The organism is Gordonia humi, from assembly GCF_014197435.1.
GTDB classification, from domain to species: Bacteria; Actinomycetota; Actinomycetes; order Mycobacteriales; family Mycobacteriaceae; genus Gordonia; species Gordonia humi.
Genome location: NZ_JACIFP010000001.1, coordinates 2,128,414 through 2,144,692, shown reverse-complemented (window position 1 = coordinate 2,144,692; position 16,279 = coordinate 2,128,414). Strand labels below are relative to the sequence as shown.

At 67.7% G+C, this 16,279-nt stretch carries 15 protein-coding genes; 6 read left to right on the top strand and 9 right to left on the bottom strand.

Features of this window, described 5'->3' with window-relative positions; all coding sequences use genetic code 11:
- Positions 1–84 precede the first annotated feature (84 nt).
- Genes BKA16_RS09795 through BKA16_RS09785 form a run of 3 tightly spaced genes read right to left on the bottom strand, consistent with a single transcriptional unit; the run spans position 85 to position 3,173 of the window.
- Positions 85–981 (bottom strand): serine hydrolase, encoded by an 897-nt coding sequence (locus tag BKA16_RS09795; RefSeq protein ID WP_183370472.1) that lies wholly within the window; start codon positions 979–981, stop codon positions 85–87.
- 26 nt (positions 982–1,007) lie between these two features.
- A complete protein-coding gene (locus BKA16_RS09790; protein WP_246371713.1) occupies positions 1,008–2,495 on the bottom strand; it encodes a serine/threonine-protein kinase in 1,488 nt (495 codons plus the stop codon).
- Between the two features lie 54 nt (positions 2,496–2,549).
- The gene (locus BKA16_RS09785) at positions 2,550–3,173 is read right to left on the bottom strand and encodes a TetR family transcriptional regulator (RefSeq protein WP_183370470.1); all 624 of its coding nucleotides are present in this window, start codon (positions 3,171–3,173) and stop codon (positions 2,550–2,552) included.
- A gap of 136 nt (positions 3,174–3,309) precedes the next feature.
- On the opposite strand from BKA16_RS09785, the gene BKA16_RS09780 reads away from it, so the two are divergent.
- From BKA16_RS09780 to BKA16_RS09755, 6 genes are all read left to right on the top strand, one after another.
- Positions 3,310–4,380: a ferredoxin reductase gene (locus tag BKA16_RS09780; protein WP_183370469.1), complete on the top strand. Its 1,071-nt coding sequence runs from the start codon at positions 3,310–3,312 to the stop codon at positions 4,378–4,380.
- A 39-nt stretch (positions 4,381–4,419) separates the two neighbouring features.
- Positions 4,420–5,571 carry a fatty acid desaturase family protein gene (locus BKA16_RS09775; protein ID WP_183370468.1) on the top strand — a complete coding sequence of 384 codons (1,152 nt, stop codon included), beginning with the start codon at positions 4,420–4,422 and terminating at the stop codon, positions 5,569–5,571.
- Positions 5,572–5,692: 121 nt separating this feature from the next.
- A complete protein-coding gene (locus BKA16_RS09770) occupies positions 5,693–6,616 on the top strand; it encodes an alpha/beta fold hydrolase (RefSeq protein ID WP_183370467.1) in 924 nt (307 codons plus the stop codon).
- A gap of 101 nt (positions 6,617–6,717) precedes the next feature.
- Entirely contained in the window at positions 6,718–6,921 is a 204-nt protein-coding gene (locus BKA16_RS09765; protein ID WP_183370466.1) for a hypothetical protein, read from the top strand.
- A 6-nt stretch (positions 6,922–6,927) separates the two neighbouring features.
- A complete protein-coding gene (gene recQ / locus BKA16_RS09760; RefSeq protein WP_183370465.1) occupies positions 6,928–8,754 on the top strand; it encodes a DNA helicase RecQ in 1,827 nt (608 codons plus the stop codon).
- Positions 8,755–8,799: 45 nt separating this feature from the next.
- Positions 8,800–9,351, top strand: a complete 552-nt coding sequence (locus tag BKA16_RS09755) for a DUF4395 domain-containing protein (protein ID WP_183370464.1) — start codon at positions 8,800–8,802, stop codon at positions 9,349–9,351.
- A gap of 118 nt (positions 9,352–9,469) precedes the next feature.
- Here BKA16_RS09755 and BKA16_RS09750 read toward each other — a convergent pair whose 3' ends face one another.
- The 6 genes from BKA16_RS09750 to BKA16_RS09725 form a co-directional block, all read right to left on the bottom strand.
- Complete coding sequence (locus tag BKA16_RS09750) at positions 9,470–10,861, bottom strand: NtaA/DmoA family FMN-dependent monooxygenase (RefSeq protein WP_183370463.1); 1,392 nt, start codon at positions 10,859–10,861, stop codon at positions 9,470–9,472.
- Positions 10,858–11,946, bottom strand: a complete 1,089-nt coding sequence (locus BKA16_RS09745) for an LLM class flavin-dependent oxidoreductase (RefSeq protein ID WP_183370462.1) — start codon at positions 11,944–11,946, stop codon at positions 10,858–10,860. Before BKA16_RS09745 ends, BKA16_RS09750 begins: the two co-directional genes overlap by 4 nt.
- A gap of 1 nt (position 11,947) precedes the next feature.
- Positions 11,948–12,979, bottom strand: coding sequence for an aldo/keto reductase (locus BKA16_RS09740; RefSeq protein ID WP_183370461.1), 1,032 nt, complete (start codon positions 12,977–12,979; stop codon positions 11,948–11,950).
- 35 nt (positions 12,980–13,014) lie between these two features.
- The gene (locus tag BKA16_RS09735; RefSeq protein WP_183370460.1) at positions 13,015–14,037 is read right to left on the bottom strand and encodes an aldo/keto reductase; all 1,023 of its coding nucleotides are present in this window, start codon (positions 14,035–14,037) and stop codon (positions 13,015–13,017) included.
- A gap of 65 nt (positions 14,038–14,102) precedes the next feature.
- On the bottom strand, positions 14,103–15,326 hold the full coding sequence (locus BKA16_RS09730; RefSeq protein ID WP_183370459.1) for an acyl-CoA dehydrogenase family protein: 1,224 nt from the start codon (positions 15,324–15,326) through the stop codon (positions 14,103–14,105).
- Positions 15,323–16,261, bottom strand: coding sequence for an LLM class oxidoreductase (locus BKA16_RS09725; RefSeq protein ID WP_183370458.1), 939 nt, complete (start codon positions 16,259–16,261; stop codon positions 15,323–15,325). The genes BKA16_RS09730 and BKA16_RS09725 overlap by 4 nt, the downstream gene beginning before the upstream one ends.
- Between the last annotated feature and the right edge of the window lie 18 nt (positions 16,262–16,279).

Genomic DNA, 16,279 nt, shown 5'->3' with positions numbered 1-16,279 from the left:
ATCAACAACTCCAGTAACTTAGCCGACGGGATCCGCAGTCGCCTATTCGTGTGGCTCACCCGCAATCCGGGCGTGGCCGGACTGTTATGCGCAGCGACCGGCCGGGAGAGACGCGAGGTGGCGGCCCACCCAGCCGCCGACCTGATTCAGTGCCGCGATACCCGAATCCATCGACGCGCCGGGCGCGTACGTACTCATTGCGACCGCCGCCCGCCGACCGTTCTTCAACGTCACCAGGCCGATCTGCCGGACGACGTAGCCGCCGTCGGCGTTGGGCCCCCAACCGCCTTTGACCGCCGTGGCGCGCGCCGGAATCACCTCGAGGCCCCACTGCTGATTGCCCGCGACCTGCCCCATCAGCGACACGACGTGCTCGCTGCCGGGCAGACAGGGAAGATGCGCGGTGAAGGTCGCCGCATCGGCGAGCGGCCAGCTCGTCTGGCCGAACACCGTGTACTCGGGCCGCAGCTTCTGCGACGGTACGGTGGTCGTCTCATCGCCGCCCTCGCGGAGAACCTCGGTGACCGCGGCGGCCGCCTGATCGGGCGAGCCGAGAGACGCCCACAGCGCCTCGGCCGCCGCATTGTCGGAGTCGATGATCGCCGCCGACTCCGAGTCGCTCGCCCCGTTGCGACGTTCGGCGGCCAACGCGATCGGCACCTTGATCGTCGACCAGGCGACCCGCGGCGTCTGATCACCGAACACCATCGAATTCCCGCCGCCGACCGCCTCGACTGCCAGCCCCACCGGCTGAGCCAGTGCCAAGTCGTCGAAGCTCGCCGTCAGCCGCCGCTCGGCGTTCGACGACTTCTCCGTCGACGACGGCGCCTGGGGAGTCGTCGACGACGGCGCCGTGACGATCTCGGTCACCGTCGCGACTCCCTCCGACGCCGCATCGTCACCGCACGCGGCGAGCGAGACCGCCAGAGCCGCAACCAGGACGGCGATTCCCGTAGTACGCCGTTTCGATGCCACACGCATCCTCTCGTTCACCTGAGATCCGCCGCTCAGTAGATCACGACGACGGCGCTGTTCCCGCCGCGACAGACCACCACGCCCGCCTCCGGGGTGCACGACATCGTGTACGACATACCGGTCACCGGACTGCTCGCGACCACGGTGCGCGCCTGCCCCTCGGGCCCCGCCTGCAGGTATGCGCTGCGAACGTTGACGGCGAACTCACAGGTGGTGACCCCGCCCGCCACACCGACATCGCCACCGCACGGGACGGTCCCCGGGGGCGGCGTGGGCGCGGCGCTCGGCGTCGTGGGCGGAACGGTGCTCGTGACGGTCGTCGTCGACGAGGGTGCCGCCGTGCTCGACCCACCCGAATCCCGGAAGCCGAACCAGTACACCGCGAAACCGATCAGCGCCGCCACGAGCAGACCGATCAGCACGGCGAGCACGATGTGCAGGACCCGGCTGTCGCCCTGCGGAGCAGCGCCGTACGCGGGCGCCGCGCCGTACGGATAGCTCGGCGGCGGCTGCCCGATGGGACCGGAGAACTGCTGTTGGGGACCGGAGTAGTTCTGGGGACCCGAGTAGTTCTGAGGCCCCGAGTAGGCCTGCGGCCCGGAGAACGACATCGGTTCGGACATCTGTCGAGTACTCGGAACGGGCGGCTGCATCGGAATCGGCTGCCCGATCCGGGTCGCCTCGAACGCAGGGTCGATCGGCGCACCGTCGACGGCGGCCCGGGCCGCGGCCGCGAACTCGCCGGCCGAGCCGAAACGGTCGGCCGGGTTCTTCGCCAGGCCGCGCATCACGACGGCGTCGAGCGCGGGCATCACCGCCGGGCTGATCGAGCTCGGCGCGGGAACGGCCGCCAACACAGTGGCCTTGAGCACGGCGCTCACCGAGTCGCCGGGGTACGGCTGCCGGCCGGTCAGCAGCTCGAACAGGACCGCGGACAACGAATAGACGTCCGACGCCGCACTGACGGGCACGTTGTCGAGTTGCTCGGGCGCCATGTAGGCGATCGAACCGACCGCGGTGCCGGTCCTGGTCAGATGATCGTCGCCCGCATGATGCGCGATACCGAAGTCCACCAGGTAGGCGAATCCGTTCGACGTGACGAGAATGTTCTCCGGCTTCACATCGCGATGTACCAGACCCACCGTGTGTGCGGCGTCGAGCGCGGACGCGATCTGCTCGACGACGCCGACCGCTTCCGACGGCGCCATCGGACCGTCGCCGCGGAGCACGGCGCGCAGGTCCCGCCCGTCCACGAGCCTCATGTCGAGGTAGAGGACGCCGTCGATCTCACCGTAGTCGTGAATCGGGATGATATGCGGCTCGCCGAGTCTCGCCGCCGTCTGCGACTCGCGACGGAAGCGTTCCTGGAACGTCGCATCCTCGGCGAGGTTCGTGTTCAACAGTTTGAGCGCGACTTCCCGGTCACGAACGGTGTCGTACGCGCGGAAGACCTGTCCCATGCCGCCGCGGCCGAGCAATGCGTCGATCCGATACGGACCGAACTGAGAACCTACATCCATGACGTAGATCATTCCTCATGAGTCCGACAACTGTGCCTCACATCGGCGCAGTCGTCATTCGTTCGGACGCCACGCGGCCATCCCCAGAAACACCATCACCAACTGTTTCTCCGCTCGCGCGACGAGCTGCCGCTCGGTGGACTCGCGTCCGTCGCCGTCGAGCAGTTCGGCGACGGCGGTCATCATGATCGTCACGATCAGATCGGCCGCGACCTCGAGATCCTCGGCCTCCCACGACACCAACGCGGGCGTCCGCGCGAGATCGATGGCGAGTTCACGAGAGAGCAGCCGCAGTTCGGTGCCGATGGCGCGACGGACCTCGGCGACGCCGCCGTGCTGTTCGCGGACCAGGAACCGGAACTGCCTCTCGTCACTGCGAACCTTCTTGAGCAGGATGGCCAGCGAGTCTCGCGCGGTGGGCATCCCCCGCCCGGACAGATCCCGACGCGCCTCGCGCAGCGCTCCCCGCAGCATCCGCATCGCGTCTTCGACGAGTGTGACGCCCAAGTCCTCCATGGAGGCGAAATGCCGATAGAACGCGGTGGGCACGATGCCCGCACCACGTGCGACCTCGCGCAGGCTGATGCTTCCGAATGAACGGTCGTCCACCAGATCGACGGTGGTGTCGAGCAGCGCCTGCCGAGTCTGTTCCTTCTTCTCCGCTCGACTTCCGGCCACATGTGCACTGTAGTTCACCCCTCCACGGTGATGACCGACACGTTCACAAGACCTTGACACCTCCCGGTGCGGAGAGACATTCTTTGTGTGTACAGATGTTCACTGAAAAGTTCGAACACCCCGGAAGGAGACCGATATGGCCAAGCGCCTCGCGACCCTCGTCGGTTCGCTCGTGGAAGCCACCGCCACCCCCTACCCGGTGGACCGGTACCTGGAGTTCATCGACCCGATGCTCACCTGGCGAGACACCCGGGCCAAGGTCGTCGACGTGCAGCACCGCACGGATCGCTCAGTGACGCTGACGCTGCGCCCCACCCGCCAGTGGAAGGGCCACCGAGCCGGACAGTACGTCGAGGTCGGAGTGGTGATCGACGGCATCCGCCAGCGCCGCTTCTTCTCCCCCGCCAACGCCGAGAACCCTCGCGGCGACATCGAGCTGACCGTCGCGGCACACGACGGCGGCCTCGTCTCGAACCACCTCCGGGACCGCGTCGAGGCCGGCGAGGTGCTGACGCTCGCGGCCGCCGCCGGCGAGTTCGCCCTGCCGACCCAACGCCCCGCCGAGATCGTCCTCGTCAGCGGCGGCAGCGGAATCACACCCGTGCTCTCAATGCTGCGCACGTTGATCGCCGAAGGACACCCCGGTCCGATCACCTTCGTGCACTACGCCCGCTCGGCCGACGACGTCGCGTACCGCGCCGAACTCGAAGCGATCGCCCGTAGCGTCGCCGGTGTGACGCTGCGCCTGTACTACACGCGCGGCGAGGACCCGTCGCACTTTCAGGCCGAGCACATCGCCGACGTCGCCGCATCCGGTGCACAGGTGTACATGTGCGGTCCGGCGACGCTGATGGACGCCGTCCGGGAGTACGCCGACGAGGCCGGGATCGCCGAGAACCTGCACAGCGAGGCGTTCACCGTCGCACTGCCCACCGTGGTGCCCGACGACCAGGTCGGTGGCACGGTCACCTTCGGGACGTCGAACGTGAGCGCCGAGAACGACGGCCGCACCATCCTCGAACAGGCCGAGGGCGCCGGCCTGAGTCCCGAATACGGATGCCGCATGGGCATCTGCTTCAGCTGCACCAAGGTCCGCACGTCGGGCTGCACCCGCAACGTGCTGACCGGGGAGCTCGACTCCGAGCCCGACGCCCACATCCAGATCTGCGTCAACGCCCCCGTCGGCGACGTCGAGATCGACGTCTGAGCCGACCGCCACCACACCTGAAAAGAAGGGATCGACACCATGACCGTCTCACTTCTCCCCCAGCGCACCCCGTCCACCGAGATCGACCTCTCGTATGAGCAGGTCGAAGCGCTCGGCGCCGAACTCGACGCCCTGCGCTCGCGCATCGTCGCCGACCTCGGCGACAAGGACCGCGAGTACATCTACTCGATCATCGCCGCTCAGCGAAAGCTCGAGTTCGCGGGTCGCGCAGCCATGTTCGTCCCGTTCCTGCCGCCGGTGTGGCTGGCGGGCGTCGCGTCGCTCGGCGTCGCGAAGATCCTGGACAACATGGAGATCGGCCACAACGTGATGCACGGCCAGTACGACTGGATGCGCGAGGACACCTACAATTCGCGCGAGTTCGACTGGGACAACGTGTGCCCGGGCGATCAGTGGAAGCACAGCCACAACTACATGCATCACACCTTCACCAACGTCCTCGGCGAAGACCGCGACATCGGCTACGGCATCCTGCGCATGGCGCGCGATCAGAAGTGGAACCCGTATTACCTCGGCAACCTCGGCTACGCGACCGCCCTGATGCTGTTGTTCGAGTGGGGCGTCATGCTGCACGATCTCGAAGCCGAGAACATCGTGCAGGGCAAGCGCAAGTGGGGCGACGTCAAGCACCTGGTGAAGGGCATGTGGCGCAAGGCCCGCAAGCAGGTCGCCAAGGACTATATCCTGTGGCCGGCCCTGACCGGACCGTTCTTCCTCTCCACCCTGGTCGGCAATGCGAGCGCCAACCTGATCCGTAACGTGTGGGCGTACTCGATCATCTTCTGCGGCCACTTCCCCACCGGCGCACAGACGTTCACCGCCGAAGAATGTGTCGACGAGACGAAGGGACAGTGGTACGTCCGGCAGATGCTCGGATCGGCCAACATCGACGGCGGTCGCCTGTTCCACATCATGAGCGGCAACCTGTCGCACCAGATCGAGCACCACCTGTTCCCGGACGTGCCCGCCAACCGGTACCCGGAGATGGCCGTCGAGGTCCGCGAGATCTGCGAGAAGTACGGTCTGCCGTACAACACCGGTTCGCTGAGCAATCAGCTCGGCTCCACCTGGAAGAAGATCGCGAAACTGTCGCTGCCCAACTGGATGACCCGCGACGACAACGACGTGATCGTCAACATCGAGCGCAGCAAGGCCGTCGACGCAGCCTAGGCCCACGTCCCCTAGGTCTGCGTCGAGGCGTCGCGCAGCCGACACAGACGGCGCGCGAGCGGCGACACCTGTCGCCGTTCGTGCGCCGTCTCCACTGTGCGCACTGCGATACGGTGACAGAGTGGCACTCACCGAACTCGCCTTTCCCTCGCACAACGGCCGCGACACCGTCTACGGGTGGATGTATCACCCCACACGGCCCGCGCGGGCGATCGTCCAGATCATCCACGGTCTCGGTGAGCACTCCCGCCGCTATCTGCACCTGATCACCACACTGCTCGACGCCGGGTTCGTCGTCGTGGCCGACGATCACGCCGGCCACGGCAAGACGGCCGTCGAATCGGGATTCTGGGTGGATACCGGTGATCACGGTGCACAGACCGCCGTCGTCGACGAACAGTCGTTGATGACGATCGCACGGGAGACCTACCCGGATCTGCCGTACGTCGTGTTCGGACACTCGTGGGGGTCGATGATCGCGCGACCGCTGGCCTCGGTCACTCAGATCGACGGGCTGATCCTGTGCGGGATCGCCGCACAGATGGCGGGCATCGAGACCGGTGTCGACCGCACCGCGCTCGCCGCCGAGCCGAACCAGGCCGGTCCGGCCGCGGCCGAGTACATCGAGACCCTGTTCGACGCTTTCGTGTCCCGCTACGGCGACGGCGCCGGCCCCACCGACTGGGTGGCCCGCAGCGCCGACGTGGTGCGCGATCACGGCATCGACCCGCTGAACAACTTCGGCGCCCCGATGACCGTCCGCTTCCTGCGCGGCTTCATCGACCTGTACGACGTCGCCAACGCCGACGACTGGTACGCATCGGTGCGCACCGACCTGCCGGTGATGATCCTGGCGGGCGATCAGGACCCCGTGACCAATTACGGCGAGGGCGCTTATCACGTCGCGAACCGACTCGTCGCCACCCGGCACCGCGATGTGCGCACCCGCGTCTACACCGGTTTCCGCCACGAGGTCCACAACGAACCCGAGATCCGCGACGAGGTCGAGGCCGAGATCGTGGCCTTCGTCGAGAAGGTGCTGTAGACCCTCACCCCATCTCGAGCCCCACCGCTGGTCGAGCCCCACCGCTGGTCGAGCGGAGTCGAGACCCCTACCATGGACAACAGCCCGAGGGAGGACAGATCGTGGTCGGTCGGACGGAACGAACCAAGGACATCGCGCAGGAGCTGGTGCAGAACACCGCGACTCGCGTCGGCAACATCACCAGCATCATCACCACGGCGGTCGGCGATGTCGCCCGCGAGGTCGGCGAGTTGGTGACCGATGGTTTCGAGTTGCGCGATGCGGCGCGCAAGGCCGAACAGGCCGAGCGTTCGAAGGAGTCCTGACCACCTGTGACCGACCAGTACGAGGTACTGCGGACCGTATTCGGGTACGACGAGTTCCGTGGCGATCAGGCCGAGATCGTCGCACAGGTGATCGGCGGCGGCGACGCCGTCGTGCTGATGCCGACGGGCGGCGGCAAGAGCCTCTGCTACCAGGTGCCCGCCCTGGTGCGGGACGGGTGCGCGGTCGTCGTGTCGCCGTTGATCGCGCTGATGGCCGATCAGGTCGGCGCCCTCCGACAACTCGGCGTCCGGGCGGCCTACCTGAACTCGACGCAGGCGCCGGAGGACCGCGCCGACGTCGAGCGCCGTTTCCTGGCGGGCGAACTCGATCTGATCTACGTCGCACCCGAACGACTCAGTGGTCAGTACACGCGCGATCTGCTCTCGCGGGGACAGCTGTCCCTCGTCGCGATCGACGAGGCGCACTGCGTGTCGCAGTGGGGGCACGACTTCCGGCCCGACTATCTCGCGCTCGGCGAGCTCGCCGAGCTGTGGCCGGACGTTCCGCGGATCGCGTTGACCGCGACGGCGACCCGTCGCACTCATGAGGAGATCACCGAGCGGCTGCATCTGCAGCGGGCCCGACACTTCGTGTCCAGCTTCGACCGCCCGAACATCACCTACCGGATCGAGCCGAAGAAGCAGGCCAACAAGCAGCTGCTCGACTTCGTCCGCACCGAAGGCGTCGTCGACGGCGAGCCGGCCACCGGCATCGTGTACGCGCTGAGCCGCAAATCGGTGGAGAGCATCGCCGCGTTCCTGTCCTCGAACGGGATCAACGCGCTGCCGTATCACGCGGGACTGGACAAACGGCTGCGCGAGGACACCCTGCACCGATTCCTCCGCGAAGACGGGATCGTCGTCGTGGCGACCATCGCGTTCGGCATGGGCATCGACAAGCCGGATGTGCGATTCGTCGCGCATGTCGATCTGCCCAAGAGCGTCGAGGGCTACTACCAGGAGACCGGCCGCGCCGGCCGCGACGGACTCCCGTCGGTGGCGTGGATGGCGTACGGCCTGGCCGACGTCGTACAGCAGCAGCGGCTGATCCAGATGTCCGACGGCGATGCCGCGCACCGTCGTAGTCAGTCGGAGCACTTGAACGCGATGCTCGCGCTGTGTGAGACGGCGTCATGCCGGCGGCAGCGGCTGCTTCGCTACTTCGACCAGGAGTCGGGTCCGTGCGGCAACTGTGACACCTGCCTGAATCCGCCGTCGACCTGGGACGGGACCGTGCCCGCGCAGAAGCTGATGGCGACCATCTGGCGGCTCGACCGCGAATACCGCCAGCACTACGGTGCGGGCCATCTGATCGACATCCTCCGCGGCGTGGACAACAAGCGGATGGACCAGCTCGGCCACAAGAATCTCAGCACATACGGCATCGGTGACGACCTCGACGCGAACACCTGGAGCAGCGTGGTGCGGCAGCTGCTCGCGTCCGGCTATCTCGAGACCCGCGGCGAGTACGGGCAGTACTACCTGACCGAGGCCGGAGTGCCGGTGATGCACGGCAAGGTGCCGCAGCTCTTCCGCGAGGATGCGCGGGGACCGGCACGAACTCGTCGACCGAAGGCCGCGGTGGCCACCGTCGATCTGTCCGACGAGGACAAGGACCTCTTCGAGGCGCTGCGCCGCTGGCGGACCTCCGTGGCGAAGGAGGCGGCGATCCCGCCGTACACGGTGTTGTCGAACAAGGCCCTCGAGGGCATCGCGCAGACGCGTCCGACGAGCGACGAGCAGCTGCTGTCGGTGAACGGTATCGGCGAGGCCAAACTCGAACGGTACGGCGAGGCCATCCTCGACGTGATCGAGACGTTCACCGCAGCGTGAGCCAAATCCTCGACCCGCCCCGATCGCGGACGTAGCGTGGGCCGCATGAGCCCCTCCGACTCCCTGTTCACGCAGGTCGATTCGTCCGTCGCCGTCGAGCGGCGTTCGTGGCACCGCGGCGCGCTCGACTTCCCGAACCCGGTGAACGATTATGCGGCCCGCAGCACGGCCGGACTGGTGATCCTGCTGGCCATCGTGTCGATCGTGGTGAATCAACCGTGGCTGTACGGGATTCTGGCGCTCGGCTTCCTGCTGCGGGTGGCCGGCGGACCGCGCTACTCCCCGTTCGGTCGACTCGCCGTCCACGTGATCGTCCCGCGCATCTGGCGCCGGGAGAAGACGGTACCGGGTCCGCCGAAGCGCTTCGCCCAGACCATCGGCCTCGTGTTCTCCGCCGTCGCATTCGGACTCTCGCTCGTCGGCCTCGGCCTGGCGGCACAGATCGTCGTCGGTGCACTGATCGTCGCGGCCTTCCTCGAGTTCGCGTTCGGGCTGTGCCTGGGCTGCATCGGCTTCGGCTACCTGCAGCGCGCGGGCGTCATTCCGGACGACGTCTGCGAGGCGTGCAACGACGTGACGCTGTTCGGACGGAGATAGCCCGAACCGGGGCTTCCACGTTCACGATTCACCTCACCGCCCACGACGTCACCCGTTGCGGGCGTCCTCCGCGCCTGCGCCGAACGCGACCGTCGTCGCCCCCGGCCGACGTAAGCGTTCACCCCAGGCGCAGACCTTCGACTACCGCCGAGTCGACTTCACCGACGGGAGCCCACGACACCACGTCATCGTGCTCGTGGTCGGTGTCCGAGGACGTGCCGAACAGCCGCGCGCGGAGGGTCGGCGCCGAGTATTCGCTCTGAAAGATCCCGCGCCGCTGCAGGATCGGAACAACCAGCCGAGTGAAGTTCTCGAGATCCACCGCGACGTCGGCCGGCATGATCGTGAAGCCGTCTGCGGCGCCTGCGGCGAACCAGTCCGCGAGGTCGGCGGCGACCCTCTCCGGTGATCCGACGACCAGACGATGCCCCGAACCTCCGGCACTGCCGATGACGAGTTGCCGCGGTGTCCTCGGCTCCTGCGCGATCAACGCACGTACCGCGCGGCCGAATCCTGCGGAGAACGCCGATTCCGGTACATCGTCTGGTAGGTCGGCCGCACGTATCGGAACGTCCGGACCGAACTGTTCGACGGACAGACCGAGGTTGCGCACCATCTCGGCGGCAAGCCGTCCCATCGGCAGCGTCGCCGCGAGTTCATCGAGTCGCCGGGCGGCATCCCTCTCATCCTCTCCGACGAGCACGACGACGCCCAACGACACCTTGACGTCGTCGGGTCGGCGCTCAGCCGCTGCGGCACGGCTTCGGATCTCATTCCGGAAGGCCACGGCGTCCTCGCGGGTCTGCGCGACGGTGAACACGACGTCGGCGAAATCGCCCGCCAGCCGCAGACCGCCCTCAGAACCACCCGCCTGTACCAGCACCGGACGACCCTGCGGCCCCGCCGGAACAGGCAGCGGCCCGGCGACGGCGAAGAACTCGCCCCGGTGATCGATCGGGGTGATCCGGGACGGATCAGCGTACTCGCCCGTCTCTCGGTCGGCGACCAGCCAATCGGGCGCCCACCCGTCCCACAGCCGGGTCACCACATCGAGGAACTCCCACGCCCGGCGGTACCGAGTGGCACGGTCGGGATGTTCGTCGAGTCCGAAGTTGGCGGCAGCAGCTGTCGCAGCGGTCGTCACCACGTTGACTGCGGCACGCCCCTTCGTCACGTGATCGAGAGCTTGAAAGCGCCGCGCCAGGTTGTACGGCGAGTTGAACGTGCTGGAACTCGTGATGATCACACCCAGGTTCTGGGTCACCGCCGCGATGTGCCCGAGCAGAATCAGCGGATCGATACCGGTACCGGGGGCCGATGCGATCTCGCCGCGCAGTGCCGGCGCATCGCCGAGGAACACCGCGTCGACCTTCGCGTCCTCGGCGAGGCGAGCCAGCCGGACGAAGTGGTCGACGTCGAGATAGGCGAGCGGATCGGCGTGCGACAGCCGCCACGCATGTCGGAAGTGCCCGGGTGTCATTAACGACAGGTTGAGGTGGAACCGGGTCATCGGTGTGCTCCGATCTGAGTCGACCGCCGGCTCGGTCGCCACCCCAGCAACGGGGACAGCTCGGCGGCAGTGTCGGCGAGCAGTCGCCGATGCTCGTCGAAAGCCGGAACACCCGGAACGAAACTGACGAGCAGGTCGGTCATCTGTGCCAGCGCCGGATCGGCGAGCAGTTCCCCCGCGATCTGTTCGCTCGGCCCGATCAGCGCCCGATCGGCAGCCAGATACTCCTCGACGCCGACGGTGCGCTTCGCATCGTCGTGTGTGCTCCAACTCTGCCAGCGGCGGATGCCGGGCGTCACCTCCCGGACGGCCGCGGCACGGTCGGGGTGCGGGTACACCGCGCGCGAGATCTGGACACGCGGCGATTTCTCCGGATCCGTCCAGGCTCCCAGATAGGCGTCGACGATCCGCGCCTGATGCTCCTGCGCCTGTGTCACGGTTCCGCCCCGCTGAGCATTCGCTCGGGACAGTTGGAGCCCGTCACCGCCGCGGGCGACGCCGCGCGCCGCATCCAGCGCAATGGCCCGATCGCTCGTCGTCGCCTGCCAGAGGCGACTCCGTACACCCGCTCCGGGCGGGTGCAGTGCTTCTCCGCGAGAGTTCAACACAGTGCCGTCGAGGACTTCTCGGAGACGGCCGACCGATGCGTCGAACAGCCGATGACGGTCGCCGAGATCGTGTCCGAACGCCTCCCACGCTCCTGCGAACGGTCCCGAGCCGACCCCCAGTTCGAGCCGACCGCCGCTGAGTGCATCGAGCGTGGCGGCGTCTTCAGCGACCCGCAACGGATCATCGAGCGGCAGCACGTAGACGCCGGTGCCCAACCGGATCCTCGACGTGTGTTCGGCGATCGCCGCCAGCAGAACCAACGGCGACGACACGTGTTCACGTCCTTGTCGGAAGTGCCGGTGGATCACCCAGCCGGAGTCGTAGCCGAGTTCCTCGGCAGTCACGAACAGGTCGACGGCCTGTCGGTACGCGTCGGCTGGTTCGAGGTCCCCGTCGAGGTGCAGCAGGAAGCCGAGGCGGAAGGGCCGTCCGTCCGGCACCCCCGCCCCGATCCGTGTCCCCGCGCGTGCCTCCATGTCAGAGATTCAATCCGGTGCCGTGCACACCGTGCTCATCGATGATCGCCAACTCGTCGTCGGTCAGATCCGGGAAGTCGATCGCGGCGACGTTGTGGTCGAGCTGCCAGGTCGAGCTCGCACCGATAAGCGCCGAGCTGACCGTCGGTTGTCGGAGCACCCACTGCAGCGCGAGCTGCGCCAACGACTGGCCGCGGGACTCGGCGAGCTTGTTCAGTTCGGCGGTCCGCTGCCGATACTCGTCGGTGATGTTCGCACTGCTCAGGAAGCTGCTGTTGACAGCGCGCGCGTCGTCGGGGATCGCTTCGAGGTACTTTCCGGTCAGCAGTCCCTGGGCCAGCGGCGAGTAGACGATGAGCCCGAAGCCGTCGTCCTGGGCGAGCTGCAGCAGGCCGTTGCGCTCGATGCTGCGGTCGTAGATCGAGTAGCGCGGCTGATGGATCAGCAACGGAACGCCCGCGGTCCGCAGCAGCTGAGCGATCTCATGCGCGCGGTCGGGCTGGTAGTTCGAGACACCGACGTACAGCGCCTTGCCCTGCTCCACTGCCGACACCAGCGCGCTCGCGGTCTCTTCGAGCGGCGTCGACGCGTCCGGGCGATGGTGGTAGAAGATGTCGACGTAGTCGGTGCCGAGATCGCGCAGACTGTGGTCGAGCGAGCCGAGCAGGGCCTTGCGAGAACCGCCCTTCAGATACGGGCTCTCGCCGATCGGATTGCCCGCCTTCGTCGACAGCACGATCTCGTCGCGGTAACGGCCGAGGTCCTCGGCGAGGACGCGGCCGAAGTTGATCTGGGCCGCCCGATGCGGCGGACCGTAGCGATCCGCGTTGTCGAAGTGCGTGATGCCGAGGTCGAAGGCGTGCAGGATGATCTCTCGTTGCGTCTCGTACGCGTAGTCCGCGCCGAATTTCTGCCACAGGCCGAAGGAGAACGATGGCAGGTCGAGGCCGGAGTCGCCGGTGCGTCGGAACGTCGCTTTCGCGTAGCGGTCGGTGGCGGCCGAGTAGACGGTGTCGACAATGCGTGCGGTCATGGGATGCGGGTGCCTTTCGTGGGTGGGCTCACCGGTCAGCGACGGAGGGCGGCCGGTTGCAGGGAGGGAGTGTCGCGTCCGGTGTCGCGATCATGGAATTGTGTGCCCGGCTCGACGATCTCGTCGATTCGGTCGAGGACCTCGTCGCTGAGGACGGTCTGAGCCGCAGCCAGATACGCGTCGAGGTGGCCGTGGGTGCGCGGCCCGATGATGACGCTCGAGATCGCTGGATGGTTCAACGCGAACGCGACCGCGAGGTCGATCAGACTCAGACCGGCGTCCTCGGCGACGACGGCCAGGGCGTCGGCCGCAGCCAACTTCCTGGCGTTGGCCGGCGCCGCGACGTCGAACCGGCCCGGAATCAGTTCGGCGCGGGCCGACTCGGGCTGATCACCGCCGACCCGATACTTGCCCGACAGCCAGCCGGCCGCGAGCGGGCCATAGGAGATGACGCCGACGCCGTACCGTTGAGCCACCGGAAACACCTCCCGTTCGGAGCCGCGTACCAACAGCGAGTACGGCAGTTGCTCGGTGTGCGGCGCGATCAGACCGTGCCGTTCGGCGAGCCAGTGCGCACGTACCTGCTCGTGCGCAGGAAACACCGATGTCCCGTAGTACCGGATCTTTCCGGCCCGGATCAGGTCGTTCAAAGTGTGGAGAGTTTCGAGCAGATCCGTGTCCGGGTCGGGGCGATGCGCTTGATACAGATCGATGTAGTCGGTGTCGAGGCGCCGCAGGCTGTCGTCGACGGCGCGAGTTATCCACCGTCGTGAGTTGCCTGCATGCGACGGGTTCTCGCCGATCTGGCCGTGGAACTTGGTGGCCAGGAAGACATCGTCGCGACGCCCCTTGAGCCCCTTGCCGACGATTCGCTCGGTGACACCTTGTGCGTACACGTCGGCGGTGTCGACGGCATTGATGCCCGCGTCGAGCGCCGCGCCAAGGATCCGGAGGCTCTCCGTCTCGTCCTGCCAGCGTCCGAAGTTCATACTGCCCAGGGTGAGCGGAGTGATGCGCGCACCGGTGCGTCCGAGGATTCGATCGGCCTCGATGGTCATGAAGACTGTCCTTAGGGTTGTGGGTGTCCGGGGTTAGATGCTCTGGATGGCCAGGGCACATGTGGTCAGAAGAGACCCGTGGTCGGAGGTTCCTCACCGGTCAGGTGGTAGGCCCCGGCGACCGCGGTCTTCCACTGCCGAGGGTTGTGGTTGGCGGCGGTGCGAGCGTTCCGCCAGTGTCGGTCGAATCCGAGGCCCCGGTCGGTGATCGAGCCGCCGCCGACGTCGAAGAGCAGTTCCGCGGCGCGCAGCGCCGACTCGATGGCGATGACTGCCGCGCCGGCGACGCGCACCGCAGCCTGAGCTCCAGCCGTTCTCGCCGCCGCACCAGTCAGCCCGCGCACCGAGTGCACCGCGTCGGCGGCCCCTCCGACGACGGCGGCCGCGGCCTGGGCACGGGCCGCGATCTCGCCCACGGTCTCCCGGACGTACGGGTCGTCGACGCTCCGACTCGCCGAACTGTGTTTGATCGGCCGGGCGCGGTCTCGCACGAAGCCGACGGCGTCGTCCAGCGCGGCTGCGGCGATGCCCGCCTGCACGGCGGCTAGGTAGAGCTGGGCGAACGATCCGGTCCACGGGTTGTCTCGGCGTTCGTCGGTCGGCACGAACACTTCGTGGTCGTGGACGCGCACCCCGTCGAGACTGGTGGAGCCGCTCTGCGTGAGTCGTTGCCCCACGGCGTCGAAGTCGTCGATCCGGTCCAGCCCGGCACGGTCGACGGGAATCGTGAATCGGATGATCGTGCCGTCGTCGGTGACCGCCTGCGACGAGAAGTAGTCGGCGTACAGCCCTCCCGTCGAATAGAACTTGCGACCGTTCACCAGGTAGCCGCCGTCCACCCGACTGGCGGTGGTGCTCACGCTGCCGCTCGCGCCGCCGTTGCGCTCGTTGCCGGTGCCGACGAACAATGCACCCCGGCAGAGTCGTTCGACGTTCTCGGCCCGAAACGGAACGGCCGGGTTCTCCGCGATCTGATGCGCGGTCAGGAACGTCGGTCGAAGCGCTTGCGCGACAGACGAGTCGGCCCGAGCCACGGCGACAACGATGTCCACCACGTCGCGGACCGTGCCTCCTGCACCGCCGTCGGCTGACGGGACCTCGACGACGCCCAGTCCGGCGGCAGCGAGTCCGCGAACTTCGTCGAACGCGTAGTCACGGCGTTCCTCACGCTCGCCCGCAGTGGCGGCGAGCCGGTCGAGGATCGGGGCGATCGCCGCGCGGATCCCGGCCACGGTCGGACGGTCGAGCCGAGCACCGTGCGGAAGGTCGACCGCAGTGGAGATCGTCATGCGAGAACCGCCGCCGACTCGAGGCCGCGCAACCGCGGCGCCAGGCCTAGCGACGCGCGCAGGGTGCCCGTTCCCGATCCCACCAGACCCGCGGCAACGGTGCGGACGGCACCGATCGTCGCGTCGACGTTGCCCGCGTCGGCGACGACGAAGCCGTCGACGCCCGCATCGGCCGCCCACGCGACGAGCCTGTCGGCCGACTCGTCCACTCCGACACGTGCCAAGATCGCGAGCGTCTCGCGCGGACGAGCGGCGGCCGACAGCGCTTCGGTCAGTGCGGGCAGGGCGTCAGCGACATCGGCGACGGCGATGATGACCGCGTCAGCACGCGCGACGACGGCATCGGCTCCGACCGTGTCGAGACGGTCGGTCACCAACGGCGGTCTGCCCTGCGGGGAGCCCGGACCGTCGAGCGGCCCGCGCACCCGGTAGAGCGCGCCCTCGTGGTCGATGCGCACGAGTTGCTCGTCGTCGACGACGACCCCGGCCGTCTGGTTGCCGACGAGGGCGTCCGCCGGGAACGAGTCCCATAATTGGGCGAGGACGTCGGTGTACTCGCCCCAGCGCTGAGCCGCGTCGGTGTCGGCGGCCGGATCCGGTGTCACCGGGTCACTGACCTCGTCTCCCGCCCCTGGCCGCAGGACGAGGCCGGTTCGTCCGCCGGTGGCCCGGTCGAGTGAGCCGATCCGGCGGGCGAGGTTGTAGGGCGCATTATGACTGGTCGACGCGTCAACCAGATAAGCGAGCACCGGCTCGGCTACGGCCAGATAGGCGGCGGTGATGCTGGGGTCGACGGTGGGACTTCCCACGTCGCCTTCCACCAGCCGCAGCCCCGTGACTCCGGCAGCGGCCGCCGCTGCGGCGACGGACTCCGCGTGGGCGAAGGGCACCTGGTGCGGCGCCGAGCCGATCGATACTTCGATGAATACGGTCATGAGGTCTCCATTCCCTGC